Below are 20,050 nucleotides of genomic sequence, written 5' to 3' on the forward strand. Positions count from 1 at the left end.
CCCTTTTCATCCTCTAATAGGACGCTATTGCTTTTAGAAGCTGAAGGAGAATGAAGATGTCGATCATAACCATACTGCTACCGATCTTTTTCGTATTTGGCGTCGGGTATCTTGCGCAGCGCTTTTTAAAATTAGAGACGAGAGTACTCTCGAATCTCGCGTTATATGTGCTCGTGCCGCTTCTTGTTTTTCGAACGTTCTATGAACAAGAAATTGATTCGTCCTACGGGTATTTATCGATCTACATGCTTGGTTTGTGCTTTGCACTGATTGGGCTTGTCAGCATTTTATCGAAAATATACGGCTATACCGAATCAGAACGGTGCGGTTTGGTTTTGTCGAGCGCATTTATGAATAACGGAAATTATGGCACTCCGCTTGTCCTGTTTCTATTTGGAACGGTCGGGATGGAAACGGCGATTGTGTTAATGGTGCTACAGCAGTTGTTAATGAGTACGCTTGGCGTCTATTATGCGGCAAAAGGAAGTCCGGATCATGACGGGATAAAATCATCGCTTAGAGCGGTTCGAAAAATGCCAATGGTTTACGGTGCCATTGTTGGTCTTATCTTTCAATGGTTTCATATTCCGCTCGGAACGATCCGTGATGGCGTTGATTTGATAGCGGACGCAGCGATTCCCGTTATTATGGTGACGCTCGGCATGCAACTTGCCAATATACGGTTGCGTGCGATTGATTGGCGAAAGCTGTCAACGGCGTTATCGCTTAAATTAATGATTGCGCCGCTTATTGCTGCTGGAATTGTTGTATTTATGCCTGTTGATCCATTGACGAAGCAAATTATGATCATTATGGCCGCAACTCCAACGGCCGCCAATACGACGATGTATGCGATTCAGTTTCATACGGAACCTCAAAACGTTTCGAGCGCAACGCTCGTTTCTACTGTGTCGAGTTTAGCTACAGTGCCGGTCGTGATTTATTTAGCGACGACGTTTGTGTGAGCTGGGTCAGTGAGAGGGTGTAAGAGGGGTCAGGCTCGAGCTTGACCCCTCTTACAAACAAAAAGGCGAAAGTGTCCACGTTGAGCGGACACTTTCGCCTTTTGATCATCCTATAAATGAAGCAATTAATAAGGCAAGAAAGACAAGCGAGATTAACGCAAGGAAGATCACGCCCATTTTGCGAATCGCTGGAGGAAAGTGATCGGTTAGCGGAACTCTGATAAGAAAGATCATGATCGCAAGAGAAAGAATAAGTAATAAGAAGTAACCCAAGTATGACACCACCTATTTCCGTTTTAAGTGATGTTCCCTAACAATAGGGTTATCAATCATGAAAGCCCGCTAACGTAGCGGGCTTTCATGATTGATTTTAAGGGTGCTGAATATTGGCAAATGACGCTTCTACAACCTTCCCATCGAAAGCAGATTGATAGATCGCACGAATATCGGCTTCGTAAAGAGGAAGCGGGCTTCTGGCAAGGAGTCTTTTCTGTTTCAGACCGTCTTCAGTGAGTGATTCAAGTGCTGAACTTGGAATATCAAACCCGCTAAGTGTACTTGGAATGCCGACATCTTGAACGAGTCTTTCTAATTGGCGAACGCATTCATAGGAAGCTTCCTCTTCTGAAAGAAATTGAGAATTACCACCGAGCGCGTTCAAAATGTCTCCCATTCGCTTTGTACAGCTTTTTCGAATATATCCCATCACATATGGAAGCAACACCGCATTGGAATCTCCATGTGCAATGTGAAACTGACCGCCAAGAGGATAGGCGAGTGCATGGACGCCTGCCACTCCTGCATTAAAAAAAGCAAGACCGGCCATATAGCTTCCGTTACTCATATCGATACGTGCTTCCCGATCTTCTCCATTCGTAACAGCACGTCTAATGGAGCGGCTAATTAGCCGGATTGCTTGTAAAGCAAGTCCATCCGTCGTCGGACTTGCGTTGACCGAGACGTAAGCTTCAATCGCATGGGTAAGGGCATCAACACCTGTTGCCGCGGTAACCTTTGCCGGAACGGAAATGGTTAGTTCTGGATCAACAATTGCTGCATCTGCGAGAAGATAGTCGTGTGTAACGACATCTTTTGAGCTTTCAAGAGATAGAACTGCAATGTTGGTTACTTCAGATCCAGTACCTGCGGTTGTTGGAATTAATATTTTGGGTAGACCTTTTTCTGAAATCTCTCTGTTTCCTGATAAATTGAGATAATCACTAGCAGAACCTTCATGTGCCGATAAAACGGCTGTTAATTTGGCGAGATCTAATGCACTTCCTCCTCCAAGGCCGATAACGAGATCATACTCATTTTCTCTCGTATAATTCACAAGTTTTTCACCAATAGCGAGCGGCGGTTCTGGAACTATGTCGGTATAAATGTCGACCGTATATCCGGTCTGTTCTAGCGGTACACGAATTCGGTCAACGAGACCGATCTCTTCTAAAACAGGATCAGTCACAACTAGGATACGCTGGGGCGAGTGCTTCTCTACTTCAGGTAGAAGCTGTTCAAGTGACCCCCAGCCGGTGTAACTGAGTGGTGTGAAAACAAGTTTTGAAAAAGACATATTTGGCCTCCTTTATTCGTAATAACCTTCTGTTGATTTGCGGAAATGATTAAATTGATTTGAGTCATGACCAAACCATACTTGACTATTTGTCTCCTTAGCTAGTCGACGGATTTTTTCAACTGAAGCCGCATAACCTAGTGAATCATAAATGATGCCAGGTGGTTTAATAGGGGGGCCAAAACTTCCGGCTGTATAGACGGCATCTGAGGCAAGAATAATTCCACCAGTTTCGGGCATTTGGACGTGCAAACCGATCATTCCCCATGCATGTCCACTTCCGAAATTTAAGACTTTTATTCCATCTGCAAGCTGCACATTATCCTCATTTCGCTTAATGGTTTGCCATTGAAGATTGTTTTTGATCCACGCATCGATATCTGCCCATATATAGGCGCCTTCTTTCTGGTTTCGAGCATAAGACTGAAGAGTTCCATTTAATTCGTCTTCATGAACAATGATGGTTGCGTTTGTAAACATTTCAAGACATCCAGCGTGATCGAGATGAAGGTGAGAAGCGACTACAAATTTAATGTCTTCGGGGCGTACGTTTAATTGTTCCAAACGATTATGCAAATAACATTCTTCACTTGCTTGATAAGGGAAGGTTTGTTGTGTCGCTTCTGTCCAACGTCCTTCAGGACCCATTGAATTTGGGTTACACGCCGTATCAAAAAGAATTTTACCAGCAGGATGGTCAATCAAAACGGTGTAAATTGGGAATTCTACAAATTCTGTTTGGGCATTGGGGTTCGTTACTGTTGCTGGATTATGCATAGCGATCATCCAGTTTTTATCCATACTCATGCGACCATTATCCATCACATACAGCTTCGGATGTTGATTAATAAAGTTCATGTGTATTCCTCCTCATATTAATTGTGATTACTTATTCTTATTGCAAGTTTGATGCCATTTTTAGAAGCTTGTCATAGAGCGATTCTTTATAAAGCGTGTTGAAGAGAGGTTGCTTTTTTCACCATTTTGCAGGTATTTAGGGTATAACAGTGAATAGTTGAGTGGTGGTAGATTTCACCAAGTGTTGAAGAATTTCACCGGAAATGGGGGAAGGCTTTTGCTTAGTATAATGAAGACAGCAGGGTGGGAAGAAATTTTTTCTTCCTTACACAATGGTATTGTGATGGTTGATCATAATGAAAGAATTAGATATATGAATAAATCGGCACAATCCCTTCTACGTATCCATAACTGGGAAGGAGCAGATGTCCAAAAAATCGTTCCGAATACTAGAGTGAAAGAAGTTCTTGAAAGTGGACATAGTTTAATAGGTGAACGACTTGAATTGTTCGATAGAGAATGTGTGGTTAATCGAACGCCGCTCTATAAAAATGAGGAGCTAGTCGGTGTCATTAGTGTCATACAAGATATTACAGAAGTGAAACATTATCGTGACTTGCTTCGCCAGTTTGAGTCAATTATCGAGTTTTCTACAGATGGATTATATGTTGTAGATCAAGAAGGTGTTACGATCTATGTTAACTCCGCTTACGAAGAGATAACTGGTTTTCAAAGGTCACAGCTAATCGGTCGGCATATGAATGAATTAATAGATGGCGGTTATATTGATCAGTCAGTGTCATTACTTGTGTTAAAAGAAAAAAAGCGTATATCATTACTACAAAAAATAAGCGATAAAAAGGATGTTATTGTTACGGGTAGCCCCGTTTTTAATGAAAATCATGAGATTGAGTTAGTTGTAACGAGCGTAAGGGACATCACGCAATTAAATAGTTTACGATCAGAGCTTGACCGAGCCAGAACGTTTTCGGCATTGAACCAAAATCGCTATTCTCTTCAGGTAGAAGGAATCTCTGAGAAAATTATTTTTCGGAGCAAAGAGATGTACGAAATATATGAAAAAGTTAAAAGAATCGCACCGTATCCAACAAGTATTTTACTGTCAGGAGAATCAGGAGTAGGGAAAGAAGTAGTAGCAAATTTAATTCATTATGAAAGTGACCGAAAGGATATGGCATTTATAAAAGTAAACTGTGGTGCTATCCCTGAACACTTACTAGAGTCAGAGTTATTTGGCTATGAGTCAGGTGCTTTTACAGGAGCCCGTAAAGATGGAAAGTTTGGATTGCTTGAATTAGCACAGGGTGGCACTGTTATGCTAGATGAAGTAGGAGAAATGCCTCTTTCTCTTCAAGTGAAAATGCTACGTGTTTTACAAGATGGTGAGTTTTATCGTATTGGAGGAAGTCAGCCGATCAAGCTTGATATTCGAATCATATCGGCTACTAATAAAAAGTTGTTAGAAGAAATTCAGAACGGTTCCTTCAGAGAGGATCTATATTACAGGCTTCAGGTGATTGAGATTTTAATCCCTCCCCTGGGTAAGCGCGTCCCTGACATTGAAGTATTAGTGGATCATTACTTTTCTTATTACTGCACAAAGTATCATATAGAAAAAAGATTGACGAAGGAAACGCATCTTGCTTTGTTGGCCTACAGTTGGCCTGGTAATGTGCGAGAACTAAAAAATATGATCGAGAATCTTGTGGTTTCCGTTCCTGCCATTTCGATAGAGCCACACCACTTACCAGTACATATCACCGATTCTCGTATCAAAGGTAGTGAACCACTTACATTAAAAGAACGTGTTGAAAACTTTGAAAAGCGTATCATCAAAGATGCTCTTCAGAAACACCCCTCTATTCGCTCGGCTGCAAAAGAATTGGGGATCGATCATTCGACACTAGTGAAGAAAATGAAGAAGTGGTAAAAAATTACTAAAATTTCTAGGTTAAATCCATTGGAATATGGTAATAGAAAGGTATAGAATAACGTATCTTTATCATTTCTTATATGAAGCGAAAGGGGAGAGTGGTGTGAGGCCTTTATTGTTAACTGGATTTGAACCTTTTCTTGAGCATCGTCATAACCCAACCGAGCAGATTGTGATGGAATTGGATGAAGAAACGATTGGTGGGTTTGAAATTATTTCACGCGTGCTGCCTGTCGATTATGAACGCGCGGCAGAAATGCTGATTGAGTATGTTGAACAGTGTGATCCTGTTGCAGTGATTATGCTTGGACTCGCTGCGGATCGGACGAAAATCACACCAGAACGTATTGCGATTAACGTGAATGATAGTGTAGAAGATAACGCGGGACACGCCCCTGAAGACCAACCGATTGTTGAGGGAGGTCCGGCCGCTTATTTTTCCACGCTTCCCATTAAAAAAATGACGGACGCACTCATGCAAAATGGTATCCCTGCCGAAATTTCCAATACGGCTGGAACCTACCTTTGTAATAACGTCATGTATAGCGTGCTGTATGCGCTTGAACAAAAAGACCTTACGATTCCTGCAGGATTTGTTCATGTGCCACCTACTTTTGAGATGACGCTTCATCATTCGGCACACACCGGTTTTCCGTTTACGAGTATTCGAGATGCCATTAAAATTATGATTTACGCTCTAGAAGAGGATGTACAAAACTAATATTATTCTCAAAAAGCTGAGCCCATTCGGTCAGCTTTTTTCCAATTTGAAACCCATTATAAACGCTACTCGTATAAAGAGTAGGGGGGTTAAAGATGGCTATCTGTCAGCAATGTCAAACAAAATGGACATGGAAAGAAACCTTTCGCGCTGTCGTTAATTTTTAAAAATACGATTGCTGTCCGTCTTGTGGAAGTAACCAGTACCCTACTCGCAGCACAAGGAATAACCTGGCTGTGATTCCGAGTAGTGCTGCGGTACTCTGGCTACCGATGCTTGCATTTGACGTTTCGCTCTCGATTATTTTGCCGGTTGAGCTTGCAATGGCAGTTGTTACGATCGGTATTTTACCGTTTTTTTATCATGTTACGGATTGTGACGAGCCGATGTGGTAATGGACTCCACATTTCTAAAAATTTGATTTGAAAGGAGCTCCTTCTTTTGAGTTATGTAATTGGAATTGATCTTGGAACAAGTGCAGTGAAAGTAATTGCGGTTGATCAAGAGGGAAAAATATGTGCTGAATCTTCAAGGAGCTATCCACTCTATCATCCGAAGTTTGGCTATAGTGAACAAGATCCTGAGGACTGGGTCAATGAGACGATTGCTGCACTTCGGGATTTAATGTATCAACTTCCTTCTTCTATGGTTGAAGGTATTAGCTTTTCAGGGCAAATGCACGGGCTCGTTATACTCGATGCAAAAAAGAAGCCGCTTCGTCGAGCGATTCTATGGAATGATACGCGTTCTACGAAACAGTGTCGAACGATTGAGAAACGAGTCGGAGAAAAGAGACTCTATGAAATTACGAAAAATCCATCCCTTGAAGGCATGACTCTTTCAAAGTTATTATGGGTGAAGGAAAATGAACCTGATGTTTATAAAGAAGCGGAAGTCTTTCTACTGCCAAAAGATTATGTGCGCTTCAAATTAACAGGCGACCTACATATGGATTACTCAGATGCAGCTGGTACGCTCCTATTAAACATACGAGAAAAAGCATGGAGTAAAGAAGTAGCTGAAAAAACGGGAATCAACCTTTCACTTTGCCCGCCATTAGTCGAATCTTCCGAACAGACTGGTAAAGTGAAGAAAGATCTTGTGCGTGGGCTTGATGGTGTGAAAGTGTATGCAGGAGGAGCAGATAATGCATGTGGCGCAGTTGGAGCAGGGGTTTTAAAAAATGGGCGAACCCTATGTAGTATTGGCACTTCTGGTGTGATTTTGTCATACGAAGAAAGCGCGAACCTGGAGTTTGAGGGGAACGTTCACTATTTTAATCATAGTCAACCAGATGCTTATTATACGATGGGGGTGACGCTTTCTGCCGGGCAAAGCTTAAGCTGGTTCCGAGAACAATTTGCTGAAGATGTTTCATTTGAAGAATTACTTTCTTCTATCAATGAAATTCCACCTGGTGCAAACGGGCTGTTGTTTACTCCGTATTTAGCGGGAGAACGAACGCCGCATGCTGATGCTGCGATACGCGGGAGTTTCATTGGGATGGATACGTTCCATGCGCGCTCTCATTTTGTGAAAGCTATATTAGAAGGCATCACGTTTTCGATGTATGAGTCGATTGTGAAGTTTCGAGAGAGCGGAAAGCGGATTGATGAAATTGTCTCGATTGGTGGCGGTGCAAAAAACAGAGGCTGGCTTCAAATGCAGGCAGATATTTTTGATGCGACCATTATTAAATATGAGACAGAAGAAGGCCCTGCCCTTGGAGCTGCTATGCTCGCAGCGTATGGATGCGGTTGGTTTCCGACTCTCGAATCTTGCAGTGAGAGATTCTTAAAAGAGAAAGAACGATTTACTCCGAATAAGGAGAGAGCAGAGGCCTATCGTAGACTGTTTCCAATCTATCAATCGGTCTATACAAATACGAAGGAGTTAAGTGAAGAGTTAACCTCTTATCGACAATAAACATAAGCGAATGCCTCGGCATTCGCTTATTTAAATCGTAATTTGAATCGGATTTTCATTAAGAGCAGGATTCTCACTAATGACTTTGATAAATTCATGGACGAGTTCGGGATCAAACTGAGTACCTGCACATTTTTCTAGCTCATCCATCGCTTCGCTGATCGATTTTGTTTTTTGGTAAGGACGTTCGGTTGTCATGGCATCAAACGAATCAATAATCGTTAACATGCGTACAAGTTTTGGAAGCTCTTTACCGCTTAATCCATAAGGATAACCTTTTCCATCAAAACGTTCGTGGTGCAGTTCGACGAGCGGGAGGAGGTCGTGGAGTTGGCGATTTGTCGACACAATTTCTCTGCCCCAGGTAACGTGCTTCTGAACCATTTCCCATTCGTCTTTCGTCAGCTTGCCTTTTTTGTTGATAATTTCACGAGGAATTTCAAGCTTCCCGATATCGTGAATTAAGGCACCCATTACGAGGGTTTTCTGATCATTTGCATTCAAATTCAAATGATTGCTGAACTCAATTGCATACTCATGAACTCGTTTACTATGTTTGTACGTATAAACATCTTTGGATAGAAAAATTTTCAATTGTTGCTCTAGAAGTTCCATTTCTTTATGGTTGTAAAACGTTTTGGAAAGAACGTGATTCGCATCATAAATACAAACGTTGTTTTTCCCTTTGGTTTTAGAAAAATACATCGCTTGATCTGCCTTCTCAAGAACTTCCGACGAATCATACATGTCCCGATTGTATTGAATAACGCCCGCTGAGAAAGATAAGCAGCCGTGTGGAAGAACTTCAACACCTTCAAAATAGTGGTCGTTTACTTCTTTTCGAAGATGGTTGATGATGTGATACGCTTCCCGTTCTGTTTTTCCCGGCATTAATAGCGCAAATTCTTCTCCACCATATCGAGCGGCTGTAAACACGTCTTTCGCATTCCTTTTTAGTTCGGCACCGAAGTGTTTTAACAGTCTGTCGCCCTGTAAATGACCGTGCTGATCATTGTATTTTTTGAAATCATCAAGATCGATTAAACCGATGGATAAAGGCTGTCCTGTGGCTTTTGCGGTTTTTATTTCACCCTCTAAAAGTGACTTGAAATAACCGTGATTGTATAGTTCAGTGAGGTGATCGATATCTGCTTTCTGTGAAACTTCTTGATAAAGTTCAAAATACTGTTTAAACGAAACGGATAGCACGACAGCTACGGATAAAAACAATAACATGCCAAGAATGACCTGTTGTTGCATTAATAAAACGAGAATCAAGGAAAGACCAAGCGTAATGAAATAACTTGATATCGTTTCTTTCAACATACCTTGCACAATTTGATATAAGTTTTCTGATGCGGATAAAAGGAAGAAAACTCCGATTAAGAGCACATTCAAACTAAAGTACACGACCAGAGAAAACATATAAGAGGCCACGTTGAAGAATGTTAGCATGCCGCTTAATTCACCGGAGAGTATAAAAACTTCATATGCACCGATGATCATGATGCTATAAATCGCAAAGTTAAATAGGTGTTTCCACCAGACAACGTTTTTGTTGTATAAAGCATAGATGATCGAAGTGACAATCAAAAGGGATAGCGTCATGTGGAGACCGAATACAAATAGGACTGCCAGGTAGATCGCTGAATCCATCGATAACGAGTTACCGCTTGGTGGCAACAGAATCGTATAATGATTCAATAATAAGATTGCCGCTACGAACGTGAAGGCCAGACTCCAGTTAATTGAATGAAATGTCAGTAAGTACTGAGTGAGGAAGAGTGAACTTCCTACGATAGAAACGAGTGCAAGATATACGCTTACAACATTGGTTAATTTCTGAAAGATGCCCTTCATGTCTCGATCACTCTCATTTAAATTTAGTTTTTTAGGAGAAGCAGCGCCTCTCCTTTGTGATTAAACCAATTTAAATCCAGAAGTTAGTGCGATAACAGCAGTAGTAATAATTGCAATATTCATAAGTATGCCTGTTAGCTTAATTCCCTCTTTCCGTTCCATTAATGTCCACCTCCTTTCAAGTCCCTTTTTGAGGCGCTGGCGTTTGGATGAGGGTATCTGGATGTTTGGTCTTAACCATAACGCGCTGGATGAAAATAAAAATACCAATATTCATGATAACGTCACCAATACTAATGACTTGATCTTTTGGATAAGGGTCCGTAATTGGAATCACGTCACCGAGAAACCAGAGGGCAGTGCGATCGGTCAGCACAGCATGTTTTCCATAAAGACCATTTTTGATAGCTTCTGCATAAGCAGGATCAAGAATATTCGCTGATTCGAGAGATACAGGCATTCTTCCTCCGTTTAGAGCCATTACGATGAAATTTAATAGCACACCGATGAAAAGAACCATGATCCCAATGTTCATTTTTCGATTTAACCAAAGAAATGTTAGTCCGACGATGTAAATCAGCATAAAGAGCGGTGCGCTTAGTTTTCCAATCCATGCGTAGGTAGATTGAAAGGAAAAGATAAGCACCTCAATGACAAGCAGCAATGGAAAGATCCACCCAGCTCGAAACGAGAGATAAGCAAAGCCTTTTATACTTCCTTTTCTTAAGTATCCGACAAGAATTGCTAGTAAAATGCCGTCAAAAACCATTGAAGTCACCCGATTTGTGTCATTTTATTATTAGTTTAGCAGAGGGGTGGATGATTAGGAAGAATTTTCTTAAAAATGACAATAATCGCTTTAAAATTTATTTGTCCTTTCATAAGAAAACTTGGAGATTTTTTCACATTTTTCGTTCAATTCCTTCTTACAAAAGGATTCGTGGTAGGATATAAGAAAGAATGATAGGGAGGTAGAGAAATGGAAAACGTATATATCGGAGTAGACCTTGGTGGGACAAATCTTCGTGTAGGGATTGTCGATGAGAACGGACGAATTTTGCAAGTGAAACAAATAGCGACAGAAGCCGATCAGGGTTACGAATTGATTATTGAGCGAATGACCAATTTAATAAAAGAAGTGAAAAAAGCGTATTCAGCGGTTTCCATTGGGATTGGTTCACCAGGACCTTTAAATCCATTTGATGGAATCGTGGTGTCCCCACCTAATCTCCCTGGATGGAAAGATGTGCCGATTACCGCAATGATTGAAGAAGCAATCGGCATCCCGACGTATCTCGTCAATGACGCTGATGCCGCTGCGCTTGGTGAAGCATTATATGGCGGGGGAAAGGGTCTAGAAAGCACTTTTTACATAACAGTTAGCACAGGGGTTGGCGGCGGCTACGTGCAAAATAATCGCCTCATGCAAGGCGAACATGGTTATAGCGCGGAGATTGGTAATATGATTATTCAGCCTGGTGGTCAGAAGCATGCGAATATGAACGCTGGATCCCTTGAAGCGCTTGCTTCAGGTACTTCGATTGCACGAGAAGCACAGGCGCGACTTGGCAAAACTTTAGGAGCAGAAGATGTGTTTCAACTTGCTAAAGAAGAAAATGAGGAAGCGCTCAAGATTATTGATGAAGCAGTGGATGCACTTGCGATCGGAATCGCGAATCTTGTTCATACTGTTGATCCTTCAATGTTTATTCTTGGTGGCGGCGTGATGCAGGCAAAAGACATGATTTTACCGATGTTACGAAAAAAAGTCGATGCTTATGTGTATGAAGGACTTCGTGGAAAAATCGCGATTGAACCGGTTCAGCTGCATGATAAAGCTGGCATTATTGGGGCGGCGATGCATGGACGGCAGAAATTTGATGATGCGAAGCTAAAAAGAGAGTAGGAGGAAGAATATGTATCAATACGAACCACTTTTTCTAACACCCGAATTTAAGGATCGTCTTTGGGGTGGAACGAAGCTACGAGATGTTTTTGGGTATACGATTCCAACTGAAACGACTGGTGAATGCTGGGGGATTTCAGCTCACCAAAATGGCGCAAGTGAGGTGCGTAATGGTCCGCTTGCTGGAATGAAATTAAATGAGGTTTGGGAAAGTCATCGTGAACTATTTGGTCATGAAGAGGGCGAACACTTTCCACTTTTAGTTAAAATTCTCGATGCTGATCAGGATCTTTCCGTTCAAGTTCACCCTGATGATTCGTATGCGAGAGAAGTCGAGGGAGAGGCTTATGGAAAAACAGAATGCTGGTATATCATTGATTGCGATCCGGGATCTGAATTAATTTTTGGCCATCACGCTCAGTCAAAAGAATCGTTCAAAGAGATGATTGCAGCTGGGGATTGGGATAACTTGCTGCGCCGCATTTCAATTGAACCAGGTGAATTTTATTTTGTACCAAGTGGAACCATCCATGCGATCGGTGCAGGAACGATGATTCTTGAAACGCAGCAAAGTTCAGATACAACGTACCGCGTGTATGATTATGATCGAACCGATGCGAATGGAAATACACGCGAGCTTCATATTGAACGTTCGATTGACGTATCGACGATCCCACATGAAGATCCGCCATTTTCACCTGTTGTAACAGAAGAAGACGGATTGAAGCAGGTAGAGCTTGTATCTTCGAAATATTTCACAGTGTACAAGTGGGAACTTGATGGGGAGTATTCTTTTCGGGAAGAGCACGGTTATTTGCTTGTAAGTGTGCTAAGTGGAGAAGGCGTGATTGCATCTAGCGAATCTTCGCATGCTGTGAAGCAGGGCGATCATCTGATCATCCCGGCAACCATGAAAGCCTGTAAATTAGAAGGCGATCTTGAAATGATCGTTTCAAAAAGCAAAAAAGCATAGGTTGTAGCCAGCTCAGGATGTGAGCTGGCTTTTGTTATTTTTCACCTTTTTGTGAAAAAGCTCATTTTTGTTCGAGCCCCTAAATATCCTGTATAATGTAAAAATAAGAGAAAAGGAAGGACAATGAGGGAGGATGCCATGCGAAAAGTAGTAACCTTTATTAAACCTTACAAAGTGGCGGCGATTGTAGCGGCCCTTTTAATGCTTGTTGAATTGGCCGTCGAGCTCTGGTTGCCACTGTTCATGGCAGATATTATTGATAACGGAATTGCAAAAGAAAACCTGAGTGTGATTACTGAATTAGGGATTTGGATGATCGTTCTTACCGTTATTTCTTTTGTCGCCTCAATTATTAACACCTATCTTGCTTCTTACGTCAGTCAGCATTTTGGATTTGATTTACGAAAAGCGCTTTTTGAAAAAGTACAATCGTTTGCTTTTGCAGATTTTAATCGCTTTCCAACATCATCTCTGTTAACAAGGCTAACGAACGATGTCAATCAGGTGCAACTTGTCGTTTTTATGGGCCTTCGCATCATGGTCCGTGCCCCATTGCTTGTCGTTGGTGGTGTCGTTATGGCTTTTGTTGTAGATGTTCAGCTCGCTCTTCTATTAACCGCTGCGATTCCACTCATCATTGTCTTTCTTTATTTTGTCATGAAAAAAGGAGTTCCACTTTTCAGCTCAGTTCAGGAAAAGCTAGACCGGGTTAACGGCGTGATGAGAGAAAATTTAGTCGGCGTGAGACTTATTAAAGCTTACCTTCGAAGTAAGCATGAACAGCAGAGATTTAAGCAGGTCAATGAAAACTTAATGAGTCAAACGGTAACGTCACTTCGTCTAATTGAACTTGCTACGCCGGTTCTCTTAATTCTTATGAATGTTGCGATTGTTGCTGTGCTCTGGTTTGGGGGCGTGAAAGTTGTTGCTGGCACAGCGCAGGTTGGTGAAATTTCAGCAATCATTACATATGGGACGCGGATTACAGTGGCGCTTACAATGTTTTCATTTATTCTTATGCTTCTCTCACGAGCAAGAGCTTCTGCTTATCGGATGCAGGAAGTGTTGCAGACAGAGACGTATGTTGAAAAAGAATCAGGCATTAAGCCAGCTCCATTAGAAAAGCTTGAATTTCAGCACGTGAGCTTCCGCTATCCTAATTCAGAAGAAGATGTTCTCAGCGATCTTAGTTTCACAGCAGAAAAAGGTCAGTTGATTGGGGTGATGGGAGCCACGGGATCTGGAAAATCTTCGATGATTCAGTTAATTCCAAGGTTGTATGAACCGACTGAAGGAAACGTTTTATTCAATGGTGTTAACGAAACAGCCATTCACCTGGATGAACTCAGAAGTCGAATTGGCGTTGTTCCGCAAGAAGTGGTTCTTTTTAGTGGCACCATTGGTGATAATATTCGCTGGGGAAAAGAGGATGCAAGCAGAGAAGAAGTGGAAAGAGCGGCTAAAGCAGCTCAAATTCATTCGTTTATTCTGACGCTTCCAAATCAATACGATACGGTTCTTGGACAAAAAGGAATCAACCTTTCTGGAGGACAGAAACAGCGTTTATCCATTGCCAGAGCTCTCATTCGAAATCCGGAGATATTAATTCTCGATGACAGTACAAGTGCGCTTGATCTGAATACTGAGGCACAGTTGCAACAAGCACTTAAGGATCAGGAAAGTATGATTTTATTAATTGCTCAGAAAATCAGTTCGATTAAAGAAGCAGATAAGATCATTCTTCTCGAAGATGGAGCAATTATCGGAGAAGGAACCCATGATCATCTTCTTGAAAAAAGTGATGTTTATCGCGAGATCTACATTTCTCAGTACGGAGAGGAGGCGGCCCATGAGCTCAAACAAAAAACCCTCTAAACGAAAACGACCGGATGATCTGAAGGGGACGGTTGCGCGAATTTGGCGCTATTTATCCATCCAAAAAGGCTGGCTTTTTCTTGTCATTGTGATGGTCGTGTTTAGTTCAGGATTTAGTTTGCTTGGTCCTTATTTAACAAGCGTGGCGATTGATAACTATCTTGTGCCAGGAAAGCTAGAAGGTCTGCCGTTGATTCTAGGTTTGCTTGTATCCGTCTATGTGTTGCAATCAGCAGCCACCTTTTTTCAGAACTTCTGGATGATCGGCATTGCACAGAAAACGGTTTATCGCATGAGAAAAGATTTGTTTCATCATCTTCATCGCCTTCCCATTCCTTTTTTTGATAAGAAAACGCATGGTGAACTTATGAGCCGACTAACAAACGATATTGAAAATGTTAGTCGTACGTTAAATAGTTCGGTCATCCAGATCTTCTCTAGTGTACTTACTTTGATTGGTACAATAGGGCTAATGTTATGGTTAAGTCCGCTTTTAACGTTAATCACGTTCACGATCATTCCCCTTATGTTTCTCGGGATGAAATGGATTACGAATCGAACGGGGCATTATTTTAAAGAACAGCAGCGAAACCTTGGAGAAATGAATAGCGTCATTGAGGAGACGCTATCAGGACAGCAAATTATTAAATCTTTTTCTCAAGAAAAACGTGTCTTAACGCAATTGGATGAAAAAAATGAAGCGCTACGAACATCGGGATTCTGGGCAATGACGTATTCAGGGTTTATTCCGAAATTGATGAACGTACTGAATAATGTCAGTTTCTTGCTGATTGCGGCGGCTGGTGGTTTGCTGTCACTTAAAGGTTTGGTTTCAATCGGTGTCATTGTAGCGTTCATTCAGTATTCGCGTCTTTTCACAAGACCGTTAAATGATCTGGCAAACCAATTTAATACGATACTATCCGCTGTAGCTGGTGCGGAGCGCGTCTTTACCATTTTGGATGAAAAAGAAGAGCGTCCAGATGAAGGGGATGCGGTGTCACTCCAACAGGTGAAAGGGAAAGTGGTGTTTCGGAACGTATCGTTTGGTTATGAAAAAGATGGTGCGACGCTTACGAATCTCTCGTTTGAAGCAAAAGCAGGGGAATCGGTTGCGATTATTGGCCCAACCGGAGCAGGGAAAACAACGATCGTGAACTTGCTTATGCGCTTCTACGAACTGAATGAGGGCACAATTGAAGTTGATGATCACGACGTTACGAATGTGAAGCGGGAAAGTCTGAGACAAAACATGGGTTTTGTTCTTCAAGATACCTTTTTGTTTAACGGAACCGTTCGCGAAAACATTCGCTATGGACGCCTGGATGCAACAGATGAAGAAGTAGAAGAAGCAGCGCGAGTAGCCAATGCGCACACGTTTATTTCACGTTTATCAGAAGGATATGATACAGTGCTGAATCAAGACGGGGGAGGGATTAGTTTCGGTCAAAGACAGCTTCTTTCCATCGCAAGAGCAGTACTTGCCGATCCTGCGATTTTGATTCTTGATGAAGCAACGAGCAGCATTGATACACGAACAGAAATTCAAATTCAAAAAGCACTATGGGCTTTAATGGAGGGGCGTACAAGCTTCATTATCGCGCACCGATTGAATACGATCCAACGAGCGGATCAAATTATCGCCCTCGATCAAGGGAAGATTATTGAAAAAGGCACGCATGAAGAATTGTTAGAGAAAAAAGGTTATTTGTGGGGTCAGGTCGGAACCTGACCCCCTCCAAAGACAAAAAAAAGCGATTGTCCACCACAGGTGGACAGTCGCTTTTTTTGCGAAGATACACCAGATTACAGAAATCATATTGCAAGGGAGAAATGAGTATGAGTAAACTAAGTACAAGAAGAAAATAAGGAAAATGTTGCTAATAGCTGGAGGTGTGGAACGTGAATGAGCAAGAAAGGGAAGAGTTGTTTCTTCTTGAGCTAAGACGGCTCAGGTCAAAAAATTACATCACTGATCAAACTTTTGAGGTCGTGTCTAACGCTTATGAAAAAATGATTCATCCTTCTATTGAAGTACTTGACGCACCGATAGAGCAAGAAGAAGTCCTTGCTCCACCAGAAAGGGTTCCAGCTAAGCCAGCGCCAGTAAAAGAGAAGAAAGTGAAATCCACGCAGGAGCTTAGGGATCGAAATTTAACGTGGATCTTAATTATTGGCGTTGTGTTTTTGCTACTGGGGGCACTTGTTCTTGCCACAAGTACGTGGGATGTGATGACATCGATTATGAAGACCGCTCTTATTGGAGGAATTGCAGCTGTGTTTTTTGGTATCAGCTGGCTGAGTGGTCATAAGCTCCGTATCGAAAAAACGGCTTTTTCATTTTTAGTTCTAGGAAGTCTTTTTCTTCCGATCGTTGTTTTTTCAGCAGGATACTTTCAGCTCTTTGGCGGATGGCTATCCGTCAGCGGCGCGGGAAATGAAGTACTTGGTTTGATTGGTGTCTTCCTTTGTTTACCGCTTTATTTCATCCAAGCGAACCGTCAGCACTCACGGTTATTTGTTTGGTTTTCATTTGTAACGTTGAGCATCGGCGTGGCTTTCTTTATTCAAGTATTTCAGCCGACAGTGGATTTGTTTTATCTTGGAATTGTAATCTTTAATGGACTGCTCCTGCTCTTTTATACAAGTGCAAAAAAGTTTGAGCACCTCGTTCTTTTCACGAAAGAACTTCCGATTTATGCGCAGGGGAATCTCATTCTCTCAACCTTGCTCCTGCTGTTCTTTTACGAAAGCGAAGTTTTTTATAGTTTCAATGTCATTGTGACGGCATTTCTGTATCTTGCCATGATCTATATTGGCAGACAAAAAGACTATCATTTTGTGTTTACGTTTTTGCTCATATATGGAATCTATCAGCTAATCGAGCATTCTGTCTTTGAGTCGGCGGACGTCATGCTTTATGCGCTTGTAGGGTTTATTTTTATTGGACTACAGTCGGTCGATCGTCTTCAAAATATGAAAAAAGCGTTTCAGTTAACGAGTGGCGTCGTATCGCTCTGCGCCTTTATCTTTATTACGTATAAAGGATTAATCTTACGTTATGATGATCCGTCATGGCTTCTTGTGCTCGGTTATGTGATCATTAGCATCAATTATATCGCTCTTGCGAATGTAACGCGTTACCGGATCTTTGGATTTTTGGCGCCATTATTTCTTGCTGCAGCTGGACTTTATTCGATGAGCTTATTGTACACGGAGCCCTCAACTGAAACGGTGATGCTTCATATGTTTGCAACAGGGTTCCTCTTATATGCAGGTGGTTTCTATTGGAATGAGTGGGATGTAACGAAAAGAATGCAGACGGGAGCACTCTTTATTTCGTTTGGCCCCATCCTTTTGTCGCTTTTACTTGGACTCGTTAGCGGTCGATGGTGGTTGGAAAGTAGCTTATTACTCGTACTTGGCTTTTTGTATTTATCAATCTATCAAAAAGGGAAGTGGAAATGGCTTCGCTTTACTGGCGCATTGCTCAATCCGATCACCTGGGGGGTTGCTTTACTCGCGCTTTACTCTCCATTTGCGAGAAATGATTTCTATGAAAATACCTTTGGACTACCATTTCATACAGCCATCGTAGCGATTTTGGTCGTCGTGATACACTATTTTTGGCGAAAAAAAGATGCGGAAGTATTGGAAGAGATGGCCTTTTGGACGGGTGTTAGCTTTTATGGATTATCGTTACTTCTTTTGCTTACAACGACGGTAGATGAATTGTTTGTTCGCTCAGGACTGTTTCTCGGTAGCGTCGGGATGCTTTATCTTATTTTTAAGCGTACGAAGGAAGAGACGCTCTGGCCACTGCTAAGCCTTTTTACACTAGGAACCTATCTTTCGATTGCGGAAGCTTTTCCTATTCAAGGAATGTTTCAGTGGATTCCAGGGGCAGTTCTTCTGATTCTGATTGCCGATACGCTTGGAAAAAAAGATATCGTAATCCAGAGGGGTTATTTCTATCTGGGTCATCTTTATTTACCCGCCGCTCTCATTTATACCGTTTCTGAGCATGAAAACGAGCCGGTTTTATACGTCATCGCGCTTTTCGTCTATGTTTATTCCATGCTGAGGAGGAAAATCGAATGGGAAATTCGCACCTTTTTATATGCGGCGTTTACGGTTCTTCCTTTTCTTTATATAGCGATCGTTGGTTCGTTAGAAATGCAAAACGAGGCGTATACGTATATAGGGTTTGTACCGAGTTTAGTTATGTTTGGTTTATGGTTGGTTCTTGGTGAGAAATGGAAAGAACGAATAAAATGGTACGCGGTACCGTTTGCCGTGTTTGGACTTTTTCTTTTTATCAACACGTACGAGGAAATTCAGTTAATCCCTTTAGCTGTTGGTCTCTTTTATGCTGCTCTTCTTCTTTACGTCATGCATCAATCCGATTGGCAGCTGTTCTCGATTGTTCCGCTACTTTTTGTGCAATCGATGATTTTTCTTTTGCCAATCGAGACTGTTGAGATTCAAACATTGGTATACGTTGGAGCCGCTGTTGTTTTGTTAACGACTGGATCCTTGATTCATCATAAACTCTATTCTCTTCATGGAAAGCGAATGCATGAAAAGCATATTGATTGGTATGCAGTTATTGCCTTTTTATTCGTGCTGAACCTTTATCAAAACTTAACACTTGCCTCTCTTTGGGCGGATGAACTAAGAGCTCTTTTTATCGTTGCTTTTTTCTTTTTACAAATAAAAAGAGTTCCAGCTGGAATTCCTACACAAGTGATGAAAACCGCTGCGGCACTCTCGCTATTTGTCCCGTATTACACGCTTCTTCATCACCTTGAAATCAACGAATACATTGTAATGGAAGTCTATCTATTACCGTGGCTTGCGGTCAGTATTTATTTATCAAAGCGGACGTGGGATCAAAACAAACAAATCATGAGTATGATTGAATGGGGCGTTCTTTTGGTCGTAGCCGCAATTCTTGTATTCGATGCGCTTAGTAGTAATACCATTTATGATGCGCTCATTGTTGGAGGGCTTTCCCTTGCTTCAGTACTTGCAGGCTTTTTCTATCGAATCAAATCTTACTTTCTGATCGGTTGTAGCGTGTTGCTTTTAAATCTTCTATTGCAAACGAGGCCTTACTGGGGCAACATGCCGTGGTGGGCTTACCTCTTAATCGCAGGCGCGACTCTGATTTCTGTAGCCAGTTTCTACGAGTGGCAGAAACAGAATAAAAACGAAGAAGGAGAGACACTGTTACAAGTGAAGAAACAACAGCTTTTAGCGAAATGGAAGCTATGGCGTTAAAGGAAAAAGCTGTCTCGCTGAACGAGGGTTGATCATCGTTCGGCGGACAGTCTTTTTTGCTATTCATAAAAACAAGTTGATTCCGTTTGGAGCGTTCGATATATAATGACATAAGGGAAGTCCTCTGAGGGAGGACAAGTGTCTGTGGAGGGGGTCATCGCTACCGGGTTGCGGCAACGGTCGCATTGCCACCACAACTGGGGAATAACAATGGGG

Annotated in this window: 15 protein-coding genes; 10 read left to right on the forward strand and 5 right to left on the reverse strand. The window is 41.8% G+C overall.

Annotated elements, in window-relative coordinates; all coding sequences use genetic code 11:
* The first annotated feature begins 56 nt into the window (after positions 1-56).
* The gene (locus PQ578_RS02575) at positions 57-965 is read left to right on the forward strand and encodes an AEC family transporter (protein ID WP_273832068.1); all 909 of its coding nucleotides are present in this window, start codon (positions 57-59) and stop codon (positions 963-965) included.
* 105 nt (positions 966-1,070) lie between these two features.
* Here the strand turns inward: PQ578_RS02575 and PQ578_RS02580 are convergent, their stop codons facing one another.
* The 3 genes from PQ578_RS02580 to ahlS form a co-directional block, all read right to left on the reverse strand.
* Positions 1,071-1,238 (reverse strand): hypothetical protein, encoded by a 168-nt coding sequence (locus PQ578_RS02580; protein WP_273832069.1) that lies wholly within the window; start codon positions 1,236-1,238, stop codon positions 1,071-1,073.
* Positions 1,239-1,335: 97 nt separating this feature from the next.
* Positions 1,336-2,538: an iron-containing alcohol dehydrogenase gene (locus tag PQ578_RS02585; RefSeq protein WP_273832070.1), complete on the reverse strand. Its 1,203-nt coding sequence runs from the start codon at positions 2,536-2,538 to the stop codon at positions 1,336-1,338.
* 12 nt (positions 2,539-2,550) lie between these two features.
* Positions 2,551-3,396: an AhlS family quorum-quenching N-acyl homoserine lactonase gene (gene ahlS, locus PQ578_RS02590; protein WP_273832071.1), complete on the reverse strand. Its 846-nt coding sequence runs from the start codon at positions 3,394-3,396 to the stop codon at positions 2,551-2,553.
* Positions 3,397-3,613: 217 nt separating this feature from the next.
* Here ahlS and PQ578_RS02595 point away from each other — a divergent pair, with 217 nt between their 5' ends.
* The 4 genes from PQ578_RS02595 to xylB all read left to right on the forward strand — a co-directional run bounded on the left by PQ578_RS02595 (position 3,614) and on the right by xylB (position 7,937).
* Complete coding sequence (locus PQ578_RS02595) at positions 3,614-5,287, forward strand: sigma-54 interaction domain-containing protein (RefSeq protein ID WP_337958000.1); 1,674 nt, start codon at positions 3,614-3,616, stop codon at positions 5,285-5,287.
* Positions 5,288-5,393: 106 nt separating this feature from the next.
* On the forward strand, positions 5,394-6,011 hold the full coding sequence (gene pcp, locus PQ578_RS02600; RefSeq protein WP_273832072.1) for a pyroglutamyl-peptidase I: 618 nt from the start codon (positions 5,394-5,396) through the stop codon (positions 6,009-6,011).
* A gap of 236 nt (positions 6,012-6,247) precedes the next feature.
* Positions 6,248-6,406, forward strand: coding sequence for a hypothetical protein (locus tag PQ578_RS02605; protein WP_273832073.1), 159 nt, complete (start codon positions 6,248-6,250; stop codon positions 6,404-6,406).
* A 46-nt stretch (positions 6,407-6,452) separates the two neighbouring features.
* Entirely contained in the window at positions 6,453-7,937 is a 1,485-nt protein-coding gene (gene xylB / locus PQ578_RS02610; protein ID WP_273832074.1) for a xylulokinase, read from the forward strand.
* Positions 7,938-7,967: 30 nt separating this feature from the next.
* Here xylB and PQ578_RS02615 read toward each other — a convergent pair whose 3' ends face one another.
* Together PQ578_RS02615 and PQ578_RS02620 are read right to left on the reverse strand one after the other, a co-directional pair.
* On the reverse strand, positions 7,968-9,797 hold the full coding sequence (locus tag PQ578_RS02615; protein WP_273832075.1) for a bifunctional diguanylate cyclase/phosphohydrolase: 1,830 nt from the start codon (positions 9,795-9,797) through the stop codon (positions 7,968-7,970).
* A gap of 178 nt (positions 9,798-9,975) precedes the next feature.
* Positions 9,976-10,566 (reverse strand): DUF5317 domain-containing protein, encoded by a 591-nt coding sequence (locus PQ578_RS02620; protein ID WP_273832076.1) that lies wholly within the window; start codon positions 10,564-10,566, stop codon positions 9,976-9,978.
* A 210-nt stretch (positions 10,567-10,776) separates the two neighbouring features.
* Between PQ578_RS02620 and PQ578_RS02625 the strand changes: the two genes are divergently transcribed.
* The 5 genes from PQ578_RS02625 (at position 10,777) to PQ578_RS02645 (ending at position 19,834) form a co-directional block, all read left to right on the forward strand.
* Positions 10,777-11,703 (forward strand): ROK family protein, encoded by a 927-nt coding sequence (locus PQ578_RS02625; RefSeq protein WP_273832077.1) that lies wholly within the window; start codon positions 10,777-10,779, stop codon positions 11,701-11,703.
* Between the two features lie 10 nt (positions 11,704-11,713).
* The gene (manA, locus tag PQ578_RS02630) at positions 11,714-12,676 is read left to right on the forward strand and encodes a mannose-6-phosphate isomerase, class I (protein WP_273832078.1); all 963 of its coding nucleotides are present in this window, start codon (positions 11,714-11,716) and stop codon (positions 12,674-12,676) included.
* Positions 12,677-12,814: 138 nt separating this feature from the next.
* Positions 12,815-14,551: an ABC transporter ATP-binding protein gene (locus PQ578_RS02635; RefSeq protein WP_273832079.1), complete on the forward strand. Its 1,737-nt coding sequence runs from the start codon at positions 12,815-12,817 to the stop codon at positions 14,549-14,551.
* Positions 14,526-16,283 carry an ABC transporter ATP-binding protein gene (locus PQ578_RS02640; RefSeq protein ID WP_273832080.1) on the forward strand — a complete coding sequence of 586 codons (1,758 nt, stop codon included), beginning with the start codon at positions 14,526-14,528 and terminating at the stop codon, positions 16,281-16,283. Before PQ578_RS02635 ends, PQ578_RS02640 begins: the two co-directional genes overlap by 26 nt.
* A gap of 170 nt (positions 16,284-16,453) precedes the next feature.
* Positions 16,454-19,834 carry an SCO7613 C-terminal domain-containing membrane protein gene (locus PQ578_RS02645; RefSeq protein WP_273832081.1) on the forward strand — a complete coding sequence of 1,127 codons (3,381 nt, stop codon included), beginning with the start codon at positions 16,454-16,456 and terminating at the stop codon, positions 19,832-19,834.
* Positions 19,835-20,050 lie beyond the last annotated feature (216 nt).

It is taken from the genome of Guptibacillus sedimenti, from assembly GCF_028610665.1.
In the GTDB taxonomy this organism is placed as follows: domain Bacteria; phylum Bacillota; class Bacilli; order Bacillales; family Guptibacillaceae; genus Guptibacillus; species Guptibacillus sedimenti.